This window comes from Proteus cibi (genome assembly GCF_003144405.1).
Taxonomy (GTDB): Bacteria; Pseudomonadota; Gammaproteobacteria; order Enterobacterales; family Enterobacteriaceae; genus Proteus; species Proteus cibi.
In genome coordinates, this window is the sequence record NZ_PENW01000020.1 from 1 (window position 1) to 23,813 (window position 23,813).

Here is a 23,813-nt window from a genome sequence, read left to right on the forward strand (position 1 = left end):
CCCATGTGAGAGTAGGGAACTGCCAGGCATTAAATAAGACGAGAAAGCCAACCCAATGGGTTGGCTTTTTTGCGTTTGGGGGTTTTATATAGATTATATATTAATCGTTAATTAACTGAACTTAATTAGATGTTCTTGATATAGGGATATTATATTACCCAATAAAAGAGCCAATCTTCATGCCGTTAAACATTTTTATGGCTCTTCATTAATAATAGTTTCAGCTTTATTTATTTTCTATCTATCACTAACACTACTCAATTTAATACCTAGAGTAAGATTATCCTGCCCTTTTTTCTGGTTATCTTTGATGGATATTATTAGAAGCAGATAGTGCAAATATAAAAATACACTCTTTATTACGGAGTCTATTTTTTTACTTAGTGAGAATGTTATTTATTGGGGTTCTTGCTCTTCTGAACGCAATAAATCATAGTTTAAGAGATTTTTATTGCCATCAATAACCGTGATTGGTGATTTAGGCTGATAGCACTCATGTAATGGTGAGTGACATTTTTGGGGAGAATTGTGCTCAATCCCAAGCCAACTACTTAGTAGCCAATAGTTATTTACCGTTGAATAAGGCTTATTCAACACTTCATTATCGATAACAGGTTTAATAGACGATGGGCTATACCAAATAAACAAAGGTATGTCATAAGCTTCTTTTCGTGGTGTATTTACACCATGATGATAACGAACCTCTCTATTTTTATCGAGACGCTGTAAAGCGTGATCGGCAAAGTAGAGAATAGAGGCTGGTTTATCTTTGACTCTCTCAATAATGTCATTAATTAATTTATCTGTATAAGCAATAGAGCTGTCATAGCAGTTATCATCATCTTCTTGTGTGAATTTTTTTAAATACTGACTTGGAAATCGATTACAGGCCGGCTCATGGCTACCATATGTATGTAGGATAATTAATTTTTTCTGTGCAGATTGTTCATTAAGAGCCTTATCTAAATAAGGAAGTAATTCTTCATCATAACCAATAAAATCATTCCACTTTTTATTTTGAGCCATATTAGCAATGACAGAAATAACACTTGTTTTTTGATTGCCTTCACCTTGGTTACTTAGCCAATATGTTTTAAATCCGGCATGATTGGCGAGAGAAACAATATTATCAGCGTAATGATTTTTATCTTGTAACTGTTCCAATCCTATATTTGAGAGTGAAATCGGAACAGAAAGAATAGTTACTGGTGCTGGAGAATACACTTGATTGAAAAGGATAAGGTTACTCTTTTCTTTCATTAGATTAGGTGTTGTATCGTGCTGATAGCCATAAATACCTAGATGATCTCTGCGAACGGATTCTCCAAGGATAAGGATATAAACTTCTGTATTATCACTATTTTTATTATATTTAAATTCAACTTTTTGAGTGGCAATTCTTCTTATTTTGCGATTTTCATGGAAAGTTCGGACAAGTGCTGCTGCATTATAGAAAGGCGTATTAAGAAGGGTATATTCAGCAAGCAATTGACCATTGTTATCGTTTCTTAATGCTAAATTTTTATAAATTGGAATGATGGCTATTAATATAACAAAAGCCATCATACTGTATTTTGTCGTTTTTAGATCCGATACTCTCGCTGTTCTATGGATAGAAAAAGAGTAAATGGCAAAAGCACATATATAAAATAAGACATAGTACTTATTATAAGAGAGCATACCGACAGTTTCGCTGCCGTTAGTATTAATAAAAGTTTCAGCAATGGATGATGAAAAAGCAATATCGTGTTCACGATAGAAAAATAGAGAAATAGAAAGGTTTAAAGACCATAACGCACTAATCGTAAAGGTTATTATTTTTCCCAAGACAGAACGATAAATGCCACTACATATCAGCATAAGTAGCCAACCAATAAGAACAATATAGATCTTTTGTTCTATATGCAGCGTTGAACCACCTAATACAGCGGGTGCCATCGATAAGAAAAATAAAAGTGCGTAATGAGTTAACCGAGACATAATCTATTTAAAAACTGCCACCTCTTTTTATGTAGAATAAAAAGTTAACCATTTACCTTTTAACAATACAAGCCTTGTTTGGCTGAAGTGTGTCTGAAATTGATATTATCATGTTTCTTTCTCATTATTTTTAGAACTTTAGCTTTATTAATAAGCTATGTAGCAAATAAATTCTATTTGTAATTGATTGATTTTAATTTAATTTATTTTTCTTTTTATAACAGTAGAATAACCAATAATAAGTTATTTAAATAATCGTATAGATATGTCGTTAAAGATTAAAAATATTCTAAAAAAGTAAACAATATAAATAGGATCAAGATTTTTATGATAATTAATAGAAATCATTGGAAATGAATAACCCCAAAATTGGAATTCACTTTGGGGTTATTTTTATTTAGAAAGATAGCATTATTTCAGGCTGTTAGTGTTGTTTGCCTTGCTCAATACCCAAGCCAATTTGAGAACGAATAAACTGTGCTTGGAATTTTGCTTTTTCTTGTTCACCTAAAGATGATTTATCTGTAATAGAGAAAAACCATGAGACAATAAAAGCAATGATTATTGAGAATAATGCCGGATATTCATAAGGGTAGATTGGTTTTTCATGACCTAAAATGCTTACCCAAATTGTTGGTCCTAAGATCATCAACGTGACAGCAACGAGTAAGCCAGACCATCCTCCCGCCACGGCTCCTCGTGTTGTAAGTCCTTTCCAATACATCGATAACAATATGATTGGGAAATTACAGCTTGCCGCAATTGAGAATGCTAGCCCGACCATAAAGGCAATATTTTGTTTTTCAAATAAAATACCTAAACCGATAGCGACGATACCCAAGATAACGACAGTAATTTTGGATACTTTTAGCTCTTGTCTTTCATCGGCGTGCCCATTTTTAATTACATTGGCGTAGAGATCATGCGATACAGCAGATGCACCTGCTAAAGTTAGTCCTGCAACAACGGCTAAAATAGTGGCGAAGGCAACAGCTGAAATGAAACCTAAGAAGAAATTACCGCCAACGGCATCCGCTAAGTGAACCGCCGCCATATTGGTTCCGCCAATTAAAGCGCCAGCGGCATCTTTGAACATAGGATTAGGGCTAACGAGTAAGATAGCGCCGAAACCAATGATAAAAGTAAGAATATAGAAATAACCGATAAAACCTGTTGCATAGAAAACACTCTTACGGGCTTCTTTTGCATCGCTAACAGTAAAGAAGCGCATGATAATATGAGGAAGTCCCGCCGTACCAAACATTAAAGCAAGACCTAAAGAGAGCGCAGATATAGGATCAGAAACCAACCCACCAGGGCTCATGATAGAGAACCCTTTTGAGTGAACACTAACAGCTTCTTTAAATAAGGTATTGAAATTAAAATCGGCAGCTTTCATAACCATAACAGCCATAAAGCTTGCACCTGCAAGTAACAAAATAGCTTTAATGATCTGAACCCAAGTGGTAGCTAACATGCCTCCAAATAAAACATATAGCACCATTAGAATACCGACGAGTACAACAGCAATATGGTAGTTTAAGCCGAAAAGAAGTTCGATTAATTTTCCGGCACCGACCATTTGTGCAATCAGATAAAGAGCAACCACAACCAGTGATCCAATAGCGGAGAGTGTTCTCACAGGTTTAGGGCTTAAGCGATAGGAGACAACATCCGCAAAGGTATAGCGCCCTAAATTACGTAAACGTTCAGCTATGATAAAAAGAATGATAGGCCAACCAATTAGAAATCCAATTGAATAGATAAGTCCATCATAACCTGAGGTATAAACCAGCGCGGAGATCCCTAAAAATGATGCCGCAGACATAAAGTCACCTGCGATTGCCATCCCGTTTTGAAAGCCTGTGATTTTTCCTCCGGCTGTGTAGTAATCAGCACGAGAGCGAGTACGTTTAGAAGCCCAATAAGTAATGTAAAGTGTTAACCCTACAAATATTAGGAACATGATGATGGCCTGAATATTCATAGGTTGTTTCTCACCTCCTTCTGTTATTGCAGTAGCATAAGCCACTGTTGAAGAAAGAAAAAATAAGCTTATTGCATAGAGTAACTTTCTCATTTTTCTACCTCTTCAATAACTTCAGCGGTAAGTTTGTCAAATTCAGTATTCGCTTTGATTACGTAAATACCTGTTAATAGAAATGAGGCAATAATTAAGCCAATACCAATAGGAATACCTCGTGTAATGTAGCTTCCTTCGTACAGTGGTGTACCTAACCATTGTGGATAGAAAGCAATAAGTAAGATAAATGAGACATACATAACGAGCGTAATGATTGAAAGTGTCCATGAAAAACGACTACGTTTATTAACCAGTTCTTTAAAGCGAGGGTTGTTTTCTATCTCTTGATAAATATTGGCATTCATCAGAGTTCTCCTCTATATAATTGTTTGGTTTATCACTAGATTTAGAGGTTTAAATCCCCCGCATTTCATGATTTTTAGGTAAGGGCACCTAGCAAAGGCATTTTTATGCCTTTGCTTTGCCGTATTACGTTTTTTAAATGACAGCTATTGTGTTGTGAGTTAAGCCGTGAGTGATAGAGACTGTTTTTCTTCTAACAGTTTCTCTACAACACCCGGATCAGCGAGTGTTGAGGTATCCCCGAGGTTAGTTGTGTCGCCAGAGGCAATTTTACGCAAGATACGGCGCATAATTTTCCCTGATCGTGTTTTGGGTAAGGAATCTGTCCAATGGAGGATATCGGGTGTGGCTATTGGTCCTATTTCTTTACGTACCCAGTTGCGAACTTCAGTATAAAGTTCAGGTGTTGGCTCTTCACCGTGATTTAAAGTGACATAAGCATAAATGGCTTGTCCTTTAATATTGTGAGGGATGCCAACTACTGCAGCTTCTGCAATCTTAGGGTGTGCAACAAGAGCGGACTCAATCTCTGCTGTTCCTAAGCGGTGACCTGAAATATTCAAAACATCATCAACACGTCCTGTTATCCAGTAGTCACCATCTTCATCTCTACGCGCTCCGTCACCAGAGAAATACATCCCTTTAAACGTTGAGAAGTAAGTTTGTTCAAAACGATCGTGATCGCCAAAAAGTGTTCTTGCTTGACCTGGCCAAGAATCAGTAATCACTAAATTACCTTCACAAGCCCCTTGCTGTACTTCTCCCATATTATCGACAATGGCAGGTTGAACGCCGAAGAAAGGGCGTGTTGCTGAGCCTGGTTTTAGATCCATAGCACCCGGTAATGGGGTTATCATGAAACCACCGGTTTCTGTTTGCCACCATGTATCAACGATAGGACATTGGCTACGTCCCATTTTCTGATAGAACCATTCCCAGGCTTCTGGATTAATAGGTTCACCAACGGAGCCTAGAATACGCAGAGAGGTACGTTGAGTCCCTTCAATTGCTTTATCACCTTCTGCCATTAATGCACGGATTGCAGTCGGTGCTGTATATAAAATATTGATTTGGTGCTTATCAACAACTTGAGCCATACGGTTAACAGATGGGTAATTAGGGACTCCTTCAAACATAACTGTAGTCGCACCATTTGAAAGAGGACCATACAGTAAGTAGCTATGACCTGTTACCCAACCTACGTCAGCGGTACACCAATAAATATCGCCTTCATGATAATCAAAGGTGTATTTAAAGGTCATTGAAGCATAAACGAGATAACCCCCTGTTGTGTGCAGTACACCTTTGGGTTTACCTGTTGAACCTGAGGTATACAGAATAAAGAGAGGATCTTCTGCATCCATCACTTCAACATCACATTCTGTACTAACACCTTGGATGATCTCATCCCACCAAACATCACGTCCTTCAATCCATTGTTCAGTATGTCCTGTTCGACGAAATACCACTACATGATTAATAGGAGGAATATCAGCGTGATTTAAAGCATCATCAACATTTTTCTTTAAAGGAATCGCGCGACCCGCACGTAATCCTTCATCAGCTGTAATGACGAGTTTAGCTTTTGAATCAATGATCCGGCCTGCAACCGCTTCAGGAGAGAAACCACCAAAAATAACAGAATGGATAGCACCAATACGAGTACAAGCGAGCATAGCGACGGCTGCTTCTGGCACCATCGGCATATAAATAGCCACAACATCGCCTTTTTTAATACCCAAATTTTTTAATACGTTAGCGAATTGGCAAACATCTTGGTGGAGTTGTCGGTAAGTGATTTTTTTTGACTCATTAGGTGAGTCGCCTTCCCAAATAATGGCGACTTGATCACCTCGTTGTTTAAGGTGGCGATCAAGACAGTTTTGACTGATATTTAGCTGACCATCTTCAAACCAGCGAATGCGTACATGGCCTGGGTCAAAAGAAGTATTCTTTACCACAGTATATGGTTTTATCCAGTCAATAATTTTTCCTTTATCTGCCCAAAAGGCCTCAGGGTTTTTGATGGATAATTCATAATCTTTTTGGTATTGCTCTTTATTTATCAGGGCGTGTTCTGCAACGCTTGCAGGAATATGATGTTGGTTTATTTTTGTCATAATAGTTCTCCTCACTGTTGTTAATACTATGTCAAAAAGTCGTTAACAAAAGAGGGTAAATAAAGATTGTTTCTTTTTTGCGCAGAAGATCACGAATTAATGGAAATGCTTTTCATGGAATGTTCAAATAGTGCGAAAGCGAGTGGTGAATGATTAATCTACTATTCTCTTATTTAATAGAATTATCATTTAATAGAAAGCTTTAAAATTAAAATAATATACTGTGAAAATTAATTTAACCATGCTGGATAAAAAAACCACAAAAACAATATGGATATGATAATGATTTTCATTAACGTTTTTTTCACTATAATGAAATGAAAAGATAAATCACATGGTGTGATCCAAGATAAAACAGCACTGGAGATTAATATGAGCTATACATTACCTGCACTGCCTTATGCTTATGATGCATTAGAACCTCACTTTGATGAGCGTACAATGGAAATTCACCATACTAAGCATCATCAAACTTATGTGAATAACACCAATACAGCATTGGAAAAATTACCTGAGCTTGCGGGCTTAGAGATTGATGAGTTAATTAAAAATCTTCATAAAGTGCCTGCTGATCAACGTACCTTTTTACGTAATAATGCGGGTGGTCACTCTAACCACTCATTATTCTGGAAAGGCTTGAAGTTAGGTACTCAATTACAAGGTTCACTAAAAGATGCGATTGAGCGCGATTTTGGTAGCGTTGATGCCTTTAAAGAGCTATTTGAAAAAGCGGCTGCTAGCCGTTTCGGTTCAGGTTGGGCTTGGTTGGTATTAAAAGACGATGGCAAACTTGCGGTTGTTTCTACTGCAAATCAAGATAGCCCATTAATGGGTGAAGAGTTAGCTGGCGCATCTGGTTACCCAATTGTAGGGTTAGATGTGTGGGAACATGCTTACTACTTGAAATATCAAAATCGCCGTCCTGATTATATTAAAGCGTTCTGGTCGGTGGTTAACTGGGACGAAGCGCAAAAACGTTTTCAGAGTAAAGCATGATTGAGTAGATTACTGTCTTTCTTTTTTATATTTTCAATGCCGACATTTGTCGGCATTGTTTCTTTTGAACACTCTCTTTACTATGGGTTATTCTTTTCTGTTTAGGTAGTGAGCTATGCGTTATTTTCCTAGTGTTTTTATCGGTCATATCACAACAACATCTAATGGATTTACCAGTGCGATCACCAAAAGGCTGGTGGATGGTCATATCAAATTGACATCACTGGGATTAGAAGGTGATGAGCAAGCAGAAAAGCATTTTCATGGTGGTCCTGATCGCGCACTTTGTCATTACCCTAAAGAACATTATCTTTACTGGGCTGAGCAATTCCCTCAATTGGCTGATTTTTTTCACGCCCCTGCATTTGGTGAAAATATCTCAACAACAGGCATGACAGAAGAAAATGTTTTTATTGGTGATATTTACCAATGGGGAACAGCATTAATTCAAGTTACTCAACCTCGCTCACCTTGCTACAAACTTAATACAGTGACGGAAGTCAGTCATTTTTCGCAAATAATGCAAGATAGTGGTTATTGTGGTTGGTTATATCGCGTTGTGAGCACAGGAGAAACCGGTAGTCATCATCCTCTTGTTTTGGTTTCAAGAAACAGTGATATCTCTATTAAAGAAGCGATTTCTATTGCTTTTCATATGCCTTTTGATGAAGAGCTTTATCATCGTCTATTAAGTGCCGCAGGATTATCAGCAAGTTGGAGTAAGACCATGCAGTTAAGACTGAAAAATCAAACCATTGAGAGTTTTGATCGACGGTTATTTAAAGAATAAATAGTTAATTTGCTCTTTATTAAAAAAAACACCTTCCTAAAAATAGGCGAGGTGTTTTTTTATGCATTAACGAAAAATTACGGATGTGCAATAAATCCGATAGCGTCATAAACCTTGTCTAACGTTGCTTGAGCGCGAGCTTTGGCTTTATCAGCACCTTCTTTCATGATTTTATTAAGTAAGGCTTCATCATTACGGAATGTGTTAAAACGTTCTTGAATGTTGGTTAGCATTTCAGATACCGCATCAGCGACAGCACCTTTTAGATGACCGTACATTTTGCCTTCAAATTCAGCTTCTAATTCAGGAATAGTTTTTCCTGTTACACCCGCTAAAATATCCAGTAAGTTAGAGACACCGGCTTTATTTTCAAGATCGTAAATAACACGAGGTGGCTCTTCTGAGTCTGTCATTGCACGTTTGATCTTTTTCGCTGCCGCTTTTGGATCTTCAAGCAATGCGATAACGTTATTGCGGTTATCATCAGATTTAGACATTTTTTTAGTCGGATCTTGTAATGCCATCACACGAGCACCGCCTTTGGGAATAAAAGGATCGGGCACGGTGAATATATCGCCATAAATAGCGTTAAAGCGCTGAGCAATATCACGACTTAATTCAAGATGTTGTTTTTGGTCGATGCCAACAGGGACTTGGTTTGTTTGATAGATAAGAATATCTGCCGCCATTAATACAGGATAGTCGAATAGCCCTGCATTGATATTTTCGGCGTGACGCGCTGATTTATCTTTAAATTGCGTCATTCGACTCAATTCACCAAAATAGGTATAGCAGTTAAGTGCCCAGCTTAATTGTGCATGTTGTGGAACATGTGACTGAACAAAAATAGTGCTTTTTTCGGGATCAATACCGCAAGCAAGATAAAGAGCCAGCGTATCTAAGGTTCTTTTTCTAAGTTCTTTTGGATCTTGACGTACTGTAATGGCGTGTTGGTCAACGATACAGTAAATGCAATCATAATCATCTTGCATTTGTACCCATTGACGCAGTGCACCCATATAGTTTCCGATAGTTAATTCACCAGAAGGTTGTGCACCACTGAATACAATTGGCTTTTGTGCCGTTTTTTCTACTGAAGTCGTCATTTTAATTCTGTTCCACAGTTGTCATTGGCGTGATATCGAGGATAGAGAGCAAATCAGCAAAATTATCGAGAGTAAAATCAGGTTTGCTGTCTGCAATAGATACGCCGTAGTTATAGCCGTAGGTTAAACCTACGCAAGGGCACTCAGCCACTTGTGCTGCAATAATATCGTTGCGAGAATCCCCAACAAAAAGGAGTTCTTCCTTTTTAACACCAAATGTGCCCATTGTTAAATATAATGGTGCCGGATGTGGTTTTTTTTCTTTCACATCATCGCCACCTAACACTAAGGAAAAGTATTTTTCAATTTCCAGTTGTTGTAGTAATGGTGCAATAAATGGTGTTGGTTTGTTGGTAACGATACCCAGAGGAATATTGTGTGAAGCTAATGCTTCAAGGGTTTCTTTGACGTGAGGGAATAAATCACTGCCTGTTTTGACTGAGGTTGCATAATGTTCATCAAAAAGATCACGCATCTCTTTTAATAAGGTATCAGTCACATCCTCGACGCCAGCATTGTGCAAAGCGCGTGTCAGTAGCATATCCACACCGTTCCCAACCCAAATAGTGACATTATGTTTGCCAGCAGGAGGGAAACCTTTTGCTTTTAATGCGTAGTCTGTTGCTTCTGTAAGACCAACAGCGCTGTCGGTGAGGGTGCCATCAAGATCAAAGGCGATAGCACGGATACCTTTGAGTTTTTTATCTGTCATTACGATACCTTTTCTAATTCATGGCGCATATTGTCGATAACATGCTTATAGTCTGGCTGATTGAAAATAGCGGAGCCCGCAACAAACATATCAGCGCCAGCTTGCGCAATTTCTGCAATATTATCGACTTTAACACCACCATCAATTTCTAAACGAATGTCATAACCACCATCATCAATCATCTTACGAACTTGGCGTAATTTATCGAGCGTATTAGGAATAAATGATTGACCACCAAAGCCTGGGTTAACAGACATCAGCAGGATAAGATCTAATTTATCCATAACATAGTCGAGATAGTTTAATGGGGTTGCTGGATTAAGCACCAAGCCTGCTTTGCAACCACAATCTTTAATTAATTGAATAGTGCGATCGACGTGGTCACTGGCTTCAGCGTGAAATGAGATATATGTTGCGCCCGCATTGGCAAAATCAGGAATGATACGATCAACGGGTTTTACCATTAGATGAACATCAATAGGGGCTGTAATACCGTAGTTGCGGAGAGCCTTACAAATTGGTGCACCAAATGTCAGATTAGGGACATAGTGGTTATCCATAACATCAAAGTGGACAACATCTGCGCCAGCAGCGAGTACTTTTTCAGTATCTTCACCAAGGCGAGCAAAATCAGCGGATAAAATAGAAGGGGCAATCAGAAAGTCTTTCATCGCATTCTCCTGACAACACTCCCATTGTCGGGAGGTGTTAACGATTATTTATATAAGGCAAGTAATTCGTTCACTTTGCTACGACCCAGCGTGTTGCTACTGATTGTTCTTCTGACTTTCACACTGTGTAGCTCTTTTGCGTTTACATACCACTCTTTTGTTAACGCAGTCTCATGATTTGATATTAACACGGGTATCTGTCTCTCGTAAGCCAGCATTGAGGCAAGTTGAGCCAGATGTTCCTGCTCTTGAAAACTAAAGCTATTTGTATGGTATGACGTGAAATTTGCAGTCGGTGATAATGGTGCATAAGGAGGATCGCAATAAACAACAGCGCCTTTTTCTGCATTGGTCATAGTTGATGAGTAACTTTGGCAAACAAATTCGGCTTTTTGTGCTTTTTCAGAAAACCAAACTAGCTCAGCTTCAGGAAAATAGGGTTTTTTATAACGACCAAAAGGGACATTGTACTCTCCTTTTGAATTATAACGACACAACCCATTGTAACAATGACGGTTAAGATAGAGAAATAACACACTACGCTGATAAGCGTCCGTTGAACGATTAAATTCTTGTCGTAGTTGATAAAACTCTTCTGCGATATTCATTTGAGGGGTAAATAATAAGCGGGCATCCTTCATAAATTTTTCAGGATGCTGCTTTACCGTATTATAGAGATGAATTAGATCACTATTTATATCGGCAAGAATATATGAATCGTATTCTGTATTTAAAAAAACAGAACCGGCACCCATAAAAGGTTCAATTAAACAATTACCCTCAGGCAGATGACGTTTAATGTCATCTACCAAAGGATATTTACCACCAGCCCATTTTAGGAATGCGCGTTTTTTTTTCATGCCGTCCAAATTTCTCAATCGTTTCAGAGTCGCCGATTGTACTCTGTTTCAGACAGCATATCAGCGGTGAACTTCGTCTTAATTATTTTTTTAGATCCTGATGAACATGTTTCATCGGTCTAACCCAAGGTTGTTTTGCTTGTACTGGCGCTGGTAAAGAAGAAACGGCCTGTTTGGCTTCGCTTATATTACGATAATTTCCATAGATGAGTACATACCATGGATTACCATTACGCTGTGTTTTGTAAATAGCGTAGTTTCCATTGAGGTTCTTTTTAGCGAAAGCCTCTAAGGTATCTTGGCGACTTGCACCACTTAATTGCAACGTATAGTTAGTAGCAGGGATAGTGCTTAAGTTACCCGCTGATAATGAGCCTGAAACAACAGGTTTAGTCGTTGCAGGTTTTGGTTGCGTTGTTGCTGGTGGTGTTACTGGTTTTGTCGGCGGTGTTTTTACTTCTGCCGGTTTTTGTACGGGTTGTACAGGTTTGGTGACCGGTGGCTGTGTAACAGGCTGCGCAGGATTTGGTTGTTGTGCATTTAATTGCTGATTAGTCGCTTGATTAATGCCTGCTTGTTGTTGATTTAAAGAATCAACGATATCTCCAGGGATCTCAACACGTTGACCTTGAGAATCAATCATTGGAGGTAAATTTTGTGAAGGTGGTGTCACGGGTTGTATATCTTGCCCAGAAATAGATTGAGGTGTCGATGACTGACCATTGTCTGAAGGCGTAACGGATGATGATTGCTGAGATAGGTCGATATTTCTTTCTGTATTGGTGGCAGGCGTAGGTTCAGTGGTTTCTGGTGATTTTAATGCTGAACTTATTGCAATAATGAGCAGAATAAGGACTAAAACACCGACACCAATCATCATCTGTTGACGGGATACAGAGAATCGTGCGTTTTTTAATGGATTGCTACGAGGTCGGTTGACTCGACGTTCTGGTCTATCCGATGTATCTGGTTTGAGTGAATTATTACCCTTGGTTTCATTATCAGGTTTGAACTCGTCCATTATGCCCTCCGTCAGAGCGTCAAAAAGCGTAAAATATTCTATTCAGCCTTAGCCATTACCTCATAGTATAAGGATGAAACGCTTTTTCTGAAACGTTGCATTTGACAATATTAACCAGAATTTTCCTTAAATGAATATTCTGGTTTGTTTATTGTCAGGTAATGGGGAGCTTAATTTGCATTAATGCAAGATGTTATCGCTTTGCGGACTTGTTCGCGAGTAATATCGGCACGCAATTCGGATTGACCGATACCTTTTGGTAAAACAAGGTGTAATTTGCCACCAGATACTTTTTTATCTCTCATCATATGAGGTAAATAGTCATCTGGTATCATTTCAATAGGACCATTGACAGGAAGATTGGCTTTCTTAAGCAATTGAATAACACGTTGAGTCTCTTCTTCAGTGAATTGACCAAGCGCTTGAGATGTTCTTGCCGCCATTACCATACCTGCGGCAACGGCTTCACCATGTAACCAAACACCATACCCCATATGAGCTTCAATCGCGTGTCCATAGGTATGACCAAGGTTGAGTAGCGCGCGTAAACCACGTGTTTCTTTTTCATCAGCGGCAACGACGTCAGCTTTTAATTCACAGCAACGGCGGATACAAAATGCCATGGCTTTAGGATCAAGAGCCAAGAGTTTATCAATATTATTTTCAAGCCAGATAAAAAAGTCTTTATCTAAAATGATGCCATATTTAATAACTTCAGCTAAACCTGATGAAAGTTCACGAGATGGTAATGTGGCAAGACAATCGAGATCGATAACAACAGAAGCGGGTTGATAAAACGCACCAATCATATTTTTGCCGAGAGGATGATTAACCGCGGTTTTTCCACCCACAGAAGAATCGACTTGTGACAATAATGTGGTAGGTACTTGGATAAAGCGAACGCCACGTTGATAGCTTGCTGCGGCGAAACCAGTTAAATCACCAATAACACCGCCGCCTAATGCAATCAGTGTGGTATCTCGATTGTGGTTTTTTTCTAATAATGCAGTAAAGACATCATTCATGATTTCAAGCGATTTATATTGTTCGCCATCAGGCAAAATTACGCTATCAACCAAAACACCCTGTTTTTTTAAGGTGTTCGTTACCTTTTCTAAATAGAGTGGAGCAAGTGTCACGTTTGTGACTATCATAACTTGCTGCCCTGCTTTTAAAGGTGAAAAGGTATCTTCTTGATGAAAAAGGCCAGAAGCAATGGTAATGGGATAGCTTCTTTCACCTAATGTGACAGTGATTTTTTCCATAACAGTGGCCTTCTTCTTATTGTCTTTACTTAACCTTATAAATAGCTGAATTTATTAGTTTTGTTCTAATAATTCAATTATTTGATTGGCTACAATTTTTGCACTCTGATCATCAGTATGAATAGTGATGTCAGCAATCTCTTCATAAAGAGGGTTACGTTCTTCAGCTAATGTCTCTAAGACATCGCGCACAGGTTCAACACCTTGCAATAAAGGACGTTTTTTATCACGTTGGGTACGCGCGAGTTGTTTTTCAATGTTGGTTTCTAAATAAACAACCACACCTCGTGCAGATAGTCTGTTACGGGTTTCTCGCGATTTCACCGAACCACCACCTGTTGCAAGTACAATGCCTTGTTTTTCAGTAAGTTCGTTGATTATTTTCTCTTCTCGTTGACGGAAGCCTTCTTCGCCTTCAACATCAAATACCCAACCTACATCCGCACCTGTACGCCGCTCAATTTCCTGATCGGAATCATAAAACTCCATACTAAGTTGTTGAGCTAACTGACGACCAATAGTGCTTTTGCCGGCACCCATAGGCCCAACCAGAAAGATATTACGTTTCTCTGCCATGTTTTTGGTATTACTAAGATATTCGTTAATGATAACCCGCCCCGCCAAATTCATTCAGCGACGGGACCTAAACTGAAATTTATGAGTGTTTATCTAATTCACACCTGATAACATTTGTTATCTACTCTCATAATAAGACTGAGTTCTTTCAGTAGATCGCTATAAAATAACCACATGCTGTCATAAGCGACAACATAGGATAAAAATCCCTTTGCCCACAGTACATAACAAAAACTACTAAAAAAGTAATTATCTTTGTTGGCAACGCGGAGATTCTAACACAATTTAGTCGGAAAACCGCATCTGATAATATTGTCTTTTTCGTCATCAATCGATCAATATTACATATAAAAAGCCCTACCTCCAAGAGTAGAGGAAGTGCATAAAATGTATCCGTATTTTTATTGTGATGTTTCAGGCTCACTCAAATTAGCTAACCCTTGTAAGCTAAATCGTCCTCATCGTCAAATCTATAAATACAGATTATAAGAAAAAACAATGAATAACTCTCAGTTTAATCCTAGTAAAAAACATATAGCGCTTTGTATTTTATAACAAAAGTATTTATCACATAAAAAATTAGATTAATTTGGGTGTAATAAAAATAACCAATTCATGGCGACTGTGTTGATCTCTTTTATGACTAAAAAGTACGCCTAATAATGGAATAGAGGATAAGAAAGGGATCTTTGCCGTGTGTTCTTGCTGTTTTTGCTGAAATATACCTCCTAACATAATGGTTTCTCCATCTCGAATAGTCACTTCTGTGCTGATCTCTTGTTTATCAATAGACAGATGTTCACTCCCGCCTTGAACAAGTGCAATGCCTGGCGTGTTTTGACTAATTTTAAGTATTAACCTTATCTTTTTATCTCTTTGGATTATGGGGGTGACTTCCATACCCAAGACGGCCTCTTTAAATTGAACTCGTGTAATTTCATTATCTCGACTGACATAGGGGATCTCCGTTCCTTGTTTGATGGATGCTGTTTTTTCATGAACGGTTGTTAGTCGTGGACTTGCAATAATAGATAACTGTTTCTCTTGCTCTAGTGCGCTTAATTCAAGCTCTAATAGGCGCCCATTAATCCTGGCAATATTAAATGCAATATAGTGAAGAGGATTTTTGGTATTTTGATGGAGTGATAATGCAGAAAGTGAAGGGGATGATAACGCCGAATTAAGCGAGGGAGTTGTTGAAGTCACATTAGGTATTGTAGATACTGCTTCGGTTTGTGTTTTTAATGCTTGTAATCCCCATTGAGTGCCTAATTCATTTAAAGCATCCTGACTGCTACTCACAATATGTGCTGTGATATGAACTTGTTGTTGTGGGGTATCCCGTAATTTTAGCCAATCTCCAATTTCAGACAGTGTTTTACTATTATCAACGATCGAAAGACTGTTTGCTTCTCGATCAATAATAACGCGCCCCTGCTGACTCAATAATGGAATAGTATGATTACTGAGTTGTTCACCTAGTCTCTCAGCATCAGCATAATTTAAAGGATAAAGCTGGTGATGTAATTCTTCAGATTGCTCCGTAGTGGGTGTTTGCGCTTCAATAAAGGTCGATGATATCTTTTCATCATCCCTATTTTCAGGAAAGAAAGGATCTCGAGTGTGAGCCCAAATGACGGTTGTCATACAGAATATGGCAATTAACATTCCTATCTTCATGATATATCACCCGGTATTGCACTAGGATAACTTAGCGCTGTAAGGCTCATTTGTACTGAAATTAGATGCCTTTCTATTGGAACAACATTTAGCGAAATAAGCGCTAAACTTGTTTGATTAAGGCATTCCAAGAGTGTTAAAAACTGTGGATAAGACAAATGAAAAGTGAGTTTATATAAAGAGTTAGGCGCGTTCTCCCAAACTTCAGGTATAAAATGGTAAGTCATCAGTAAGCGTTGTAATTGCTCACTAACCTGTGAGTTATCGAATGGGATGTCATAATCTATTTGTTGTGTGATTAGTGAATTCATCGATGGCATTGTGCTTAATGTACTTTGAAGATGATTAATACGTTTTAGTCTTTGTGTTATTTCTACGTGTTGTTGGGCTATCTCTTGCTGATAGCCTGTGTAGATAAATAGGTAATAAAATAGAAAGGTAATAAAAGGTATAATTAAGCTTAGTAAAGTTAGTTTCCACTTCGGTAGAAACGCAATAAGTAACAACCATTGTGTATTTATTTTCATTGGTTTTCCTCTTCTTCGTTCCATCGTGCTTGTTCTTCTGATTTTCCATTTAAATGTACTTCTGTGTAAGACGGATCAGTTTTGCTTTGTTCTAAATAACTCAACGTTAAAGAGGCTAAAACAGGATGACTTTTAAGGTTGGTAATAAAAGAAAGTGATTGCGTATTGGGGAGAGTGAGATGCAGTGAGCGTTGATTACCTGCTTCATCATAATGGCTAATCCAACCTGTTGAGGGAAGATGCGTTTCGATGGTTCGAAAGAAGCGAATGTAATGTAAATAGCGTAGCCAGTTTTGATAATAGAGTGAATAGTGTTGATAACGTAAAAGTGTCTGTTTTTTCTGTTTTTGATATATATCGAGCTGTTTTAGTAATAAATCTTCTTGTTGTTGAGTGTGACGTTGTTGGTCTGTTATGAGAGATCGTTTTTGTGCCAAATGGTAGGTGTAATAGCTACAAATAACGAAAATAATCGTGACCAATGATAACGTTTGAGAAAGCCATAACAATGCTTTTTGTCTAAATAACTTGTGGCGCCAAGGTAGGTAGTTTACTTGATACATAACACCTCTTCAGGGCGTAATGCCAAACCCAATGCAACAAGTGGAATGAGAGCTTTATCTGATATTGTTTTAAATAAGTCGTGAGAAAAATTGGGAAAAATAGGCATCAACTGACGAAAATATTCTTCATTATCCCCCGTTAAGTAGCACTGTTTTAATGACCAATGATATTTTTCGATTAACTGGTAAATACAAGCTTGTTGCTCTTGTTGGTTTTCATAGAGGAGCGTGCCGTAATGGGGCATATTGTCATCAGATGATACCCAAAATAGCGTTTTATTTTTACAGTACAAAAGCGGAGCCTGAGGTGAAATGTCAAGGTAAGTGGCTAAGTAGCGTAATGCACATGCAGGGATATCAATCGCAGTTATTGTTAAGTTTATTCGAGAAAATAAGTCAATATACTTTTCTAAAATCGTTTTATGACACAGATGAATAGCGAGTTTCCCCTTATTTTGCCGATAGTCAAAATTAACAGGGATTTTGGTATTTTGTGTGTAAGATGTGGCTCGTAGTTGCGCTAATCGATAACATGCTGCTGATGTAAGGGAAACTGCATGAGGCAGTGGAATAGTTTGATAGCTTTCATAAATATCTGGTAGAGAAAGCGTAACATTATTAATAGAGGGTAATTTTTTACGCCAATCTATTAGGATTTTTCTTAAATATGTGTCATTTAAATCATCATTAAGAGGTAAAGGGAATTGCCAAAATGCACTGATCTTCCATTGTTTATTCTGCTGAAATACCAAAACTGCATTGATATGACGAGTGTTAATTTCAATACCAATCTGGTAATTGTGTGTTTCCATAAGTGATATCCATATCTATTGATGAGTAATTGCCTATTTTCAAAGAGGCGTTACCTTTATACTACGCACTGTTTGTTTATAAACCGCCCAATTCACACTACATGGGAAATTTAAGGTGAAGTTCTTAAAATATTTTTTCATCTTCGTTTTTGCTTGCATAATTTTGGGAGCAGCCTCGATATATGGTATGTACAAGTATGTTGAGCCTCAGTTACCCGATGTCGCGACATTAAAAGATGTTCGTTTACAAACCCCTATGCAGGTATTTAGTGCCGACGGAGAATTGATCGCGCAATACGGCGAAAAACGTCGTTTACCGCTAACATTGGAGGAGATGCCTCCTCAACTTATTAATGCCTTTATCGCAACAGAAGATACGCGTTTTCGTGAACACCACGGTATTGACCCTATTGGGATCTCGCGTGCTGTTGTCGTAGCATTAACATCAGGACAAGCTTCTCAAGGCGCTAGTACCATTACGCAACAATTAGCTCGAAATTTCTTTTTAACACCAGAAAAGAAATTAATGCGAAAAATAAAAGAAGCCTTTTTGGCGATCCGCATTGAAAAAGAGCTCACTAAAGATGAAATTTTAGCGCTGTATCTAAATAAAATTTATCTCGGTAACCGTGCTTATGGTGTGGGTGCTGCTGCTTATGTTTACTTTGGTAAAAGTGTTCATGAGCTTAGCTTAAATGAAATGGCTGTCATTGCTGGTTTACCGAAAGCGCCATCTACACTTAACCCACTCTATTCTTATGATCGTGCCTTAAAACGTCGTAATGTCGTTTTACAGCGTATGTATGAAGAGAACTATATCACTCGTGCACAATATGAAAGTGCAAGAGCCGAGCCTATTGTGGCTAAATACCATGCTCCGCAAATTGATTTCTCTGCACCTTATCTTACCGAGATGGTGAGAATGGAAATGTATGAGCGCTATGGAGAAAATGCTTATACCGATGGTTATAAGATTTACACTACGATTGTTCGTAAAGATCAATTAGCAGCAGAAAAAGCCTTGCGTGATAATGTTATCGACTACGACATGCGTCATGGTTACCGAGGTGCTCAAGAAGTTCTGTGGCGTGAAGGGGAAACACCATGGGATAACGAAGCTATCAATAAGAAATTAAAAGAGATCCAAACGTATGGTCCCTTAATTCCGGCTGTTGTGTTATCTGCTGATGCGAAAGAAGCCAAAGTTATCTTAAAAACAGGCGACAACATTACCCTAGATTTAAAAGCGGTGCGTTGGGCTCGTAAATTTATTTCTGACACCTCTCAAGGTGCTACACCAACAAAAGTTGATGCTGTTGTGCATGTTGGTGAGCAAATTTGGGTACGTCAAAATAACGAAAACAGTTGGGTGCTCGCGCAACTTCCGGGTGTTAATGCGGCATTTGTTGCATTAGATCCGATCAACGGAGGGATTATTGCGCTTGTTGGTGGTTTTGATTTTGAGATCAGTAAATTTAACCGAGTTTCTCAATCTTTACGCCAAGTTGGTTCAAACATTAAACCTTTCTTATATGCGGCTGCATTAGATAAAGGATTGACGTTGTCAACATTGCTTAATGATTTACCTATTAGCCGTTGGGATGCTGGTGCAGGCACAGATTGGCGCCCTAAAAACTCACCGCCAACTTATGCAGGTCCTATTCGTTTACGTCAAGGTTTAGGGCAGTCTAAAAACGTGGTGATGGTGCGTGCAATGCGCGCAATGGGGGTGGATTATGCTGCTGATTATCTATTACGTTTTGGTTTCCCTAATCAAAATATCGATAGAACAGAATCTTTAGCATTAGGATCACCATCATTTACACCAATGCAAATGGTACGAGGGTTTGCTGTTATGGCAAACGGCGGATATCTCATCGAGCCTTACTATATCCAACGTATTGAAAATGCGGATGGCGAAGAGCTGTTTACTGCCAACCCCAAAGTAGCTTGCCCAGATTGTACTGATATCCCGGTTATTTATGGCGATACCATGCGTTCTATTGCATTATCTGATGATTATATGGAAAACGTTGCTCAATCTAATAAATCTCAGCCAGTAGCCGCTACGCCTGAAATTGAATTAGAACAAGCACCATTAGCTGAAACTGTAAAAGAAAGCCCTTATGCGCCACATGTTATCAGCACACCACTGGCTTTCTTAATGCATGATGCATTAAGAACAAACCTTGTTGGTGAACCGGGATGGTCTGGTACAGGTTGGCGTGCTGTTCGTGATCTTAAACGCCAAGATATTGGTGGTAAGACAGGAACAACTAACAGTTCTAAAGATGCGTGGTTCTCTGGATATGGTGCCAACATTGTTGCCACAGCTTGGATTGGCTTTGATGACAGTAGTCGCAATTTAGGTCGAACGGCTGCGAGTGGTGGTGAAGCGGGGGCGAAAACAGCACAACCTATTTGGAACGACTTTATGAAAGTGGCTCTAGATGGTGTACCTGTTAATATGATGCCTGTACCACAAGGTGTTGTCGCTGTTCAAATTGATAGAAGAACAGGAAAATTGGCGGGTGATGGTCCTTCAATGAAAGAATATTTTATTGAAGGAACTGAACCGACAGAAAGAGCAAAAAATGAAGTAGGAACACAGATTTTTGAGGATAATGGCGAATCTAACGAGTTATTCTAATTAATCGAAAATAAAAACCGGATGTTGAAGTCCGGTTTTTTATTATCTATTTATTTTGTAATAGATAGCGGTGGGCTAAGAAGAGAGCACTGACACTACGAGCTTCTGTAAAATCAGGATGATCGAGTAAGTCCATCATTTTTGCGATAGGCCAGCGTATTTGGATCAGTGGTTCCGGTTCATCACCCTCGAGTTGTTCTGGATAAAGATCATGCGCAATGACTATGTTCATTTTGCTAGAAAAGTAAGATGGCGCCATAGAAAGCTTGGCGAGTTCTATTAATGAGTGGGCACCATAGCCAATTTCTTCTTTTAGTTCACGGTTTGCGGCTTGTAGGGCATTTTCACCAGGATCAATTGCGCCTTTGGGAAAACCAAAATCGTAATTTTCGATACCTACAGCGTATTCACGAATAAGAATAAGATTGTCATCAATAATAGGCACAATCATAACGGCTTCACGATTAGCGGGTTTCATTCGCTCATAAGTGCGCTTTTCTCCGTTACTAAACTCCAGATTAACGGATTGGATCTGAAATAATTGAGAACGGGCTATGTTATCAATGTTTAATATATTGGGTTTTTTTAGTGCTTTCATAACAGCCCCTGGCAGAATAGAGATTAACCTGAATTTAACACATTAATGACAAAATAAATCTAACAATTAGATTTAGCTTTTAAAGGAAAATTGAGTACACTCCGCTATCAAACCTAGTTATTTATTGATTTTTTGAGAATATTATTATTTATTGATTCGCTATTTTACCTGAAGATAGCATTGTTAGCGGATATAAACTTGAAAATAGATATAAATTATAACGCGACTATAAAAATATAATCTATTGTATTTAAATAAAAAATAGAACAAAAGAATAGGAATTGCCTTATGTTAGGCAGGGTTTTAAATTTGTTATTGTTACTACGCAGCATCAGTATAGGCATGGGGAAAAAATGAGATTATCAGTCATTATATTGGCTATCTTAATGATAAGCCTATTTATAATGGCCGCCTTTCTATTCTTTAAAAGAAGGCGGCTTGATGGCTCACATCATCTCCCATCTCTCGCTAAACCTACTTACCGCAAGCTCACTTCTGATGACTATGGGCTTATTAGTGATTATTTATCTTATTTTGGTACCTCTGATTTTTCTTCTGGCTATTCATTACAAAACGTTCCCGATATGCCAATTAAAGGTGAAGTTGTTACTACACTAAGAAATATCGTTAATCGCTTTGCAGGTTCTAGTGAAGGATTAAATCATTGGCGTTACTATATTGATGCTGTAGAAATTCATATCCCCCCGCTACTTGTCCCTTACCTTCAGCAAGAAAACGTTCTCGATGTTGTGTGTACCCCTTCGATCCCCATCGTTGTGGGTGTGAATGGCCATTTCTTAAAAGATGAAAAAATTCATTTTTCTGCTTTAAGTTTAAAGCAGCTTTCTGAGCCTATATTGGCAAATGGTTCATCAACAATTCAAAAGAATGAGGGTGATGCGGCTCACTTATTACAAATCCGAGAAGAAACAAACGAAGAATATCGATTACATAATTCCTCTGGTTTTTGGGATGGCTCTTTTATTTGTATAGGGCTTACGTTGTGCCTAACAGCCTTAATGATGCCTCAAGTTTTTCTTCCTTGGATCCTCGCGACCGGTGGTGTTTTTCTTGCTGTTGGTGTTTTTCTGATCCACAACCCATTAATTAAACCTCGTAAACAAGAAATTCACTGTTTTAAGGGGCGTTTAAAGCGCTGGGGACTTTTTGGTAACTTTGATCATGGGCAGGTGAAAAATGTTTCTTTAGGGGGCATTGATCTTGTTTACCCACCTCATTGGGAGCCTTATATTCAAAGCGATATTGATAAGGTGACTTATTTAGAAATGTATCCAAGTCATCATGTTGTAAAGCAGGGAAACTACCTTTCATTACATGATGAAGAAAAAAACTATCCCTATAAACGCTATATTAAAAACATTATTTTCGTTTTCTGGAGCCTATTTATTATCGGCATGTTGTATCTTTATCAACCTCTTTCTCTTTCAATGAAACTGAGTTTTTCATGGTTTAAAGATACAGAACCGCATTTAGTTACCAATTTTACTGAGTTGGAAACAACCGATTTGCATGTCGGGGATATTATTCAAGCGAAAGGGGTTGGGATGTGCTACATGCCACCTAATTTATCAAGTAAGAATAATAAAACGATTTTTGCCCCGTTTGATTGCTCGGGAATTTACTGGAATAACAGTAATCCAATGCCAATGCCTGAATCTAGTACGATAGAAAAAGCTGCAGCTTTATTGCATATGGTTGAAGAGCAATTACACCCTGTTTCTAATAACCGAGTTAACCCAAGTTTAGGTCAAGCGATTACTAAATCTGGGATGAATTTGTTAGATAATTTTGATGGCATTGTGTTGAAAACACAGGATTTATGTCCACGAGAAAATGAATGTATTCGCCTTAAAATGGCGCTAGTTAACTTAAGTAACGTCAATGATTGGACTGCATTAGTTCAACGCGCTGAAAGTGGTAAATTAACCGGAACGAATGTTTTATTGCGTGCAGTGAGTGCTGAGGCCTTGGAAAAGCTTATCGACACCACCACATCTTCTTTTATCTACCGAGAAATAGATAAAGCCGCAATACTGTTAAACAGCCCTCCACCGGGTGGTGTGCTGTTAATCAGTGATGAAAGAAAACAGCTTGTTGATTACGCTTCAAGTTCAAATTCAGTGTTTGAACCCACTCCGTTAGAACAGTGGCGAGAACTACAACGTTTATCCGATATTTTATTGCATACACCGTTTGATACAGGTGGTGTAATAACGGGCATGATTGTTGATGCGAATGGTACGTTACAGATATTTTTACATAGCCTGCCAGATTCGATGACAATGTTATATTACATCGGGAATACGTTATTATTGTTTATCGCTATTGGGTTCTTAATATTGAATCTATTTCTTATCATCCGGCGTCGGCGACAAAACAACCAACGCATGAATAAAATCAGTCTCTACTATGAGCACTGTTTTTATCGCCCTCCTCAGTAAGTCCCTTGTTGTGGAAGGCTATGTGTTTACACTATCGC

Annotated in this window: 20 protein-coding genes; 4 read left to right on the plus strand and 16 right to left on the minus strand. The window is 38.3% G+C overall.

Going from position 1 to position 23,813, the window contains the following annotated elements:
- Window positions 1-396: 396 nt before the first annotated feature.
- The 4 genes from DK865_RS12330 to acs form a co-directional block, all read right to left on the minus strand.
- Window positions 397-1,980 carry a phosphoethanolamine transferase gene (locus DK865_RS12330; RefSeq protein WP_109392049.1) on the minus strand — a complete coding sequence of 528 codons (1,584 nt, stop codon included), beginning with the start codon at window positions 1,978-1,980 and terminating at the stop codon, window positions 397-399.
- Between the two features lie 424 nt (window positions 1,981-2,404).
- Complete coding sequence (locus DK865_RS12335) at window positions 2,405-4,060, minus strand: cation acetate symporter (RefSeq protein ID WP_109392050.1); 1,656 nt, start codon at window positions 4,058-4,060, stop codon at window positions 2,405-2,407.
- Window positions 4,057-4,368, minus strand: a complete 312-nt coding sequence (locus DK865_RS12340) for a DUF485 domain-containing protein (RefSeq protein ID WP_006534371.1) — start codon at window positions 4,366-4,368, stop codon at window positions 4,057-4,059. Before DK865_RS12340 ends, DK865_RS12335 begins: the two co-directional genes overlap by 4 nt.
- 159 nt (window positions 4,369-4,527) lie before the next feature.
- Complete coding sequence (gene acs / locus DK865_RS12345) at window positions 4,528-6,486, minus strand: acetate--CoA ligase (protein ID WP_023583111.1); 1,959 nt, start codon at window positions 6,484-6,486, stop codon at window positions 4,528-4,530.
- A 372-nt stretch (window positions 6,487-6,858) separates the two neighbouring features.
- Here acs and sodA point away from each other — a divergent pair, with 372 nt between their 5' ends.
- The gene (gene sodA / locus DK865_RS12350) at window positions 6,859-7,482 is read left to right on the plus strand and encodes a superoxide dismutase [Mn] (protein WP_036914251.1); all 624 of its coding nucleotides are present in this window, start codon (window positions 6,859-6,861) and stop codon (window positions 7,480-7,482) included.
- Between the two features lie 115 nt (window positions 7,483-7,597).
- Complete coding sequence (gene yiiM, locus DK865_RS12355; RefSeq protein WP_109392051.1) at window positions 7,598-8,272, plus strand: 6-hydroxyaminopurine reductase; 675 nt, start codon at window positions 7,598-7,600, stop codon at window positions 8,270-8,272.
- 77 nt (window positions 8,273-8,349) lie between these two features.
- Here yiiM and trpS read toward each other — a convergent pair whose 3' ends face one another.
- The 11 genes from trpS to DK865_RS12410 form a co-directional block, all read right to left on the minus strand.
- Window positions 8,350-9,378 (minus strand): tryptophan--tRNA ligase, encoded by a 1,029-nt coding sequence (gene trpS, locus DK865_RS12360; protein WP_023583113.1) that lies wholly within the window; start codon window positions 9,376-9,378, stop codon window positions 8,350-8,352.
- Window position 9,379: 1 nt separating this feature from the next.
- Window positions 9,380-10,090 (minus strand): phosphoglycolate phosphatase, encoded by a 711-nt coding sequence (locus DK865_RS12365; RefSeq protein WP_023583114.1) that lies wholly within the window; start codon window positions 10,088-10,090, stop codon window positions 9,380-9,382.
- A complete protein-coding gene (rpe, locus tag DK865_RS12370) occupies window positions 10,090-10,761 on the minus strand; it encodes a ribulose-phosphate 3-epimerase (RefSeq protein WP_023583115.1) in 672 nt (223 codons plus the stop codon). Before rpe ends, DK865_RS12365 begins: the two co-directional genes overlap by 1 nt.
- A 44-nt stretch (window positions 10,762-10,805) precedes the next feature.
- Window positions 10,806-11,621 (minus strand): adenine-specific DNA-methyltransferase, encoded by an 816-nt coding sequence (dam, locus tag DK865_RS12375; RefSeq protein ID WP_023583116.1) that lies wholly within the window; start codon window positions 11,619-11,621, stop codon window positions 10,806-10,808.
- An 82-nt stretch (window positions 11,622-11,703) separates the two neighbouring features.
- Complete coding sequence (locus DK865_RS12380; protein ID WP_023583117.1) at window positions 11,704-12,642, minus strand: SPOR domain-containing protein; 939 nt, start codon at window positions 12,640-12,642, stop codon at window positions 11,704-11,706.
- 170 nt (window positions 12,643-12,812) lie between these two features.
- The gene (gene aroB, locus DK865_RS12385; protein ID WP_109392052.1) at window positions 12,813-13,907 is read right to left on the minus strand and encodes a 3-dehydroquinate synthase; all 1,095 of its coding nucleotides are present in this window, start codon (window positions 13,905-13,907) and stop codon (window positions 12,813-12,815) included.
- Window positions 13,908-13,961: 54 nt separating this feature from the next.
- The gene (gene aroK, locus DK865_RS12390; RefSeq protein ID WP_036914409.1) at window positions 13,962-14,483 is read right to left on the minus strand and encodes a shikimate kinase AroK; all 522 of its coding nucleotides are present in this window, start codon (window positions 14,481-14,483) and stop codon (window positions 13,962-13,964) included.
- 579 nt (window positions 14,484-15,062) lie between these two features.
- On the minus strand, window positions 15,063-16,163 hold the full coding sequence (pilQ, locus tag DK865_RS12395) for a type IV pilus secretin PilQ (protein WP_109392053.1): 1,101 nt from the start codon (window positions 16,161-16,163) through the stop codon (window positions 15,063-15,065).
- Window positions 16,160-16,690, minus strand: a complete 531-nt coding sequence (locus DK865_RS12400) for a hypothetical protein (RefSeq protein ID WP_109392054.1) — start codon at window positions 16,688-16,690, stop codon at window positions 16,160-16,162. Before DK865_RS12400 ends, pilQ begins: the two co-directional genes overlap by 4 nt.
- Entirely contained in the window at window positions 16,687-17,253 is a 567-nt protein-coding gene (locus DK865_RS12405) for a fimbrial assembly protein (RefSeq protein ID WP_109392055.1), read from the minus strand. Before DK865_RS12405 ends, DK865_RS12400 begins: the two co-directional genes overlap by 4 nt.
- Complete coding sequence (locus DK865_RS12410; protein WP_109392056.1) at window positions 17,241-18,065, minus strand: hypothetical protein; 825 nt, start codon at window positions 18,063-18,065, stop codon at window positions 17,241-17,243. Before DK865_RS12410 ends, DK865_RS12405 begins: the two co-directional genes overlap by 13 nt.
- Window positions 18,066-18,180: 115 nt before the next feature.
- On the opposite strand from DK865_RS12410, the gene mrcA reads away from it, so the two are divergent.
- On the plus strand, window positions 18,181-20,715 hold the full coding sequence (gene mrcA / locus DK865_RS12415; protein ID WP_109392057.1) for a peptidoglycan glycosyltransferase/peptidoglycan DD-transpeptidase MrcA: 2,535 nt from the start codon (window positions 18,181-18,183) through the stop codon (window positions 20,713-20,715).
- 46 nt (window positions 20,716-20,761) lie between these two features.
- Here the strand turns inward: mrcA and nudE are convergent, their stop codons facing one another.
- Window positions 20,762-21,313 carry an ADP compounds hydrolase NudE gene (gene nudE / locus DK865_RS12420; protein ID WP_023583124.1) on the minus strand — a complete coding sequence of 184 codons (552 nt, stop codon included), beginning with the start codon at window positions 21,311-21,313 and terminating at the stop codon, window positions 20,762-20,764.
- Between the two features lie 353 nt (window positions 21,314-21,666).
- On the opposite strand from nudE, the gene umoB reads away from it, so the two are divergent.
- A complete protein-coding gene (umoB, locus tag DK865_RS12425) occupies window positions 21,667-23,775 on the plus strand; it encodes a flagellar biogenesis regulator UmoB (RefSeq protein ID WP_036914258.1) in 2,109 nt (702 codons plus the stop codon).
- Window positions 23,776-23,813 lie beyond the last annotated feature (38 nt).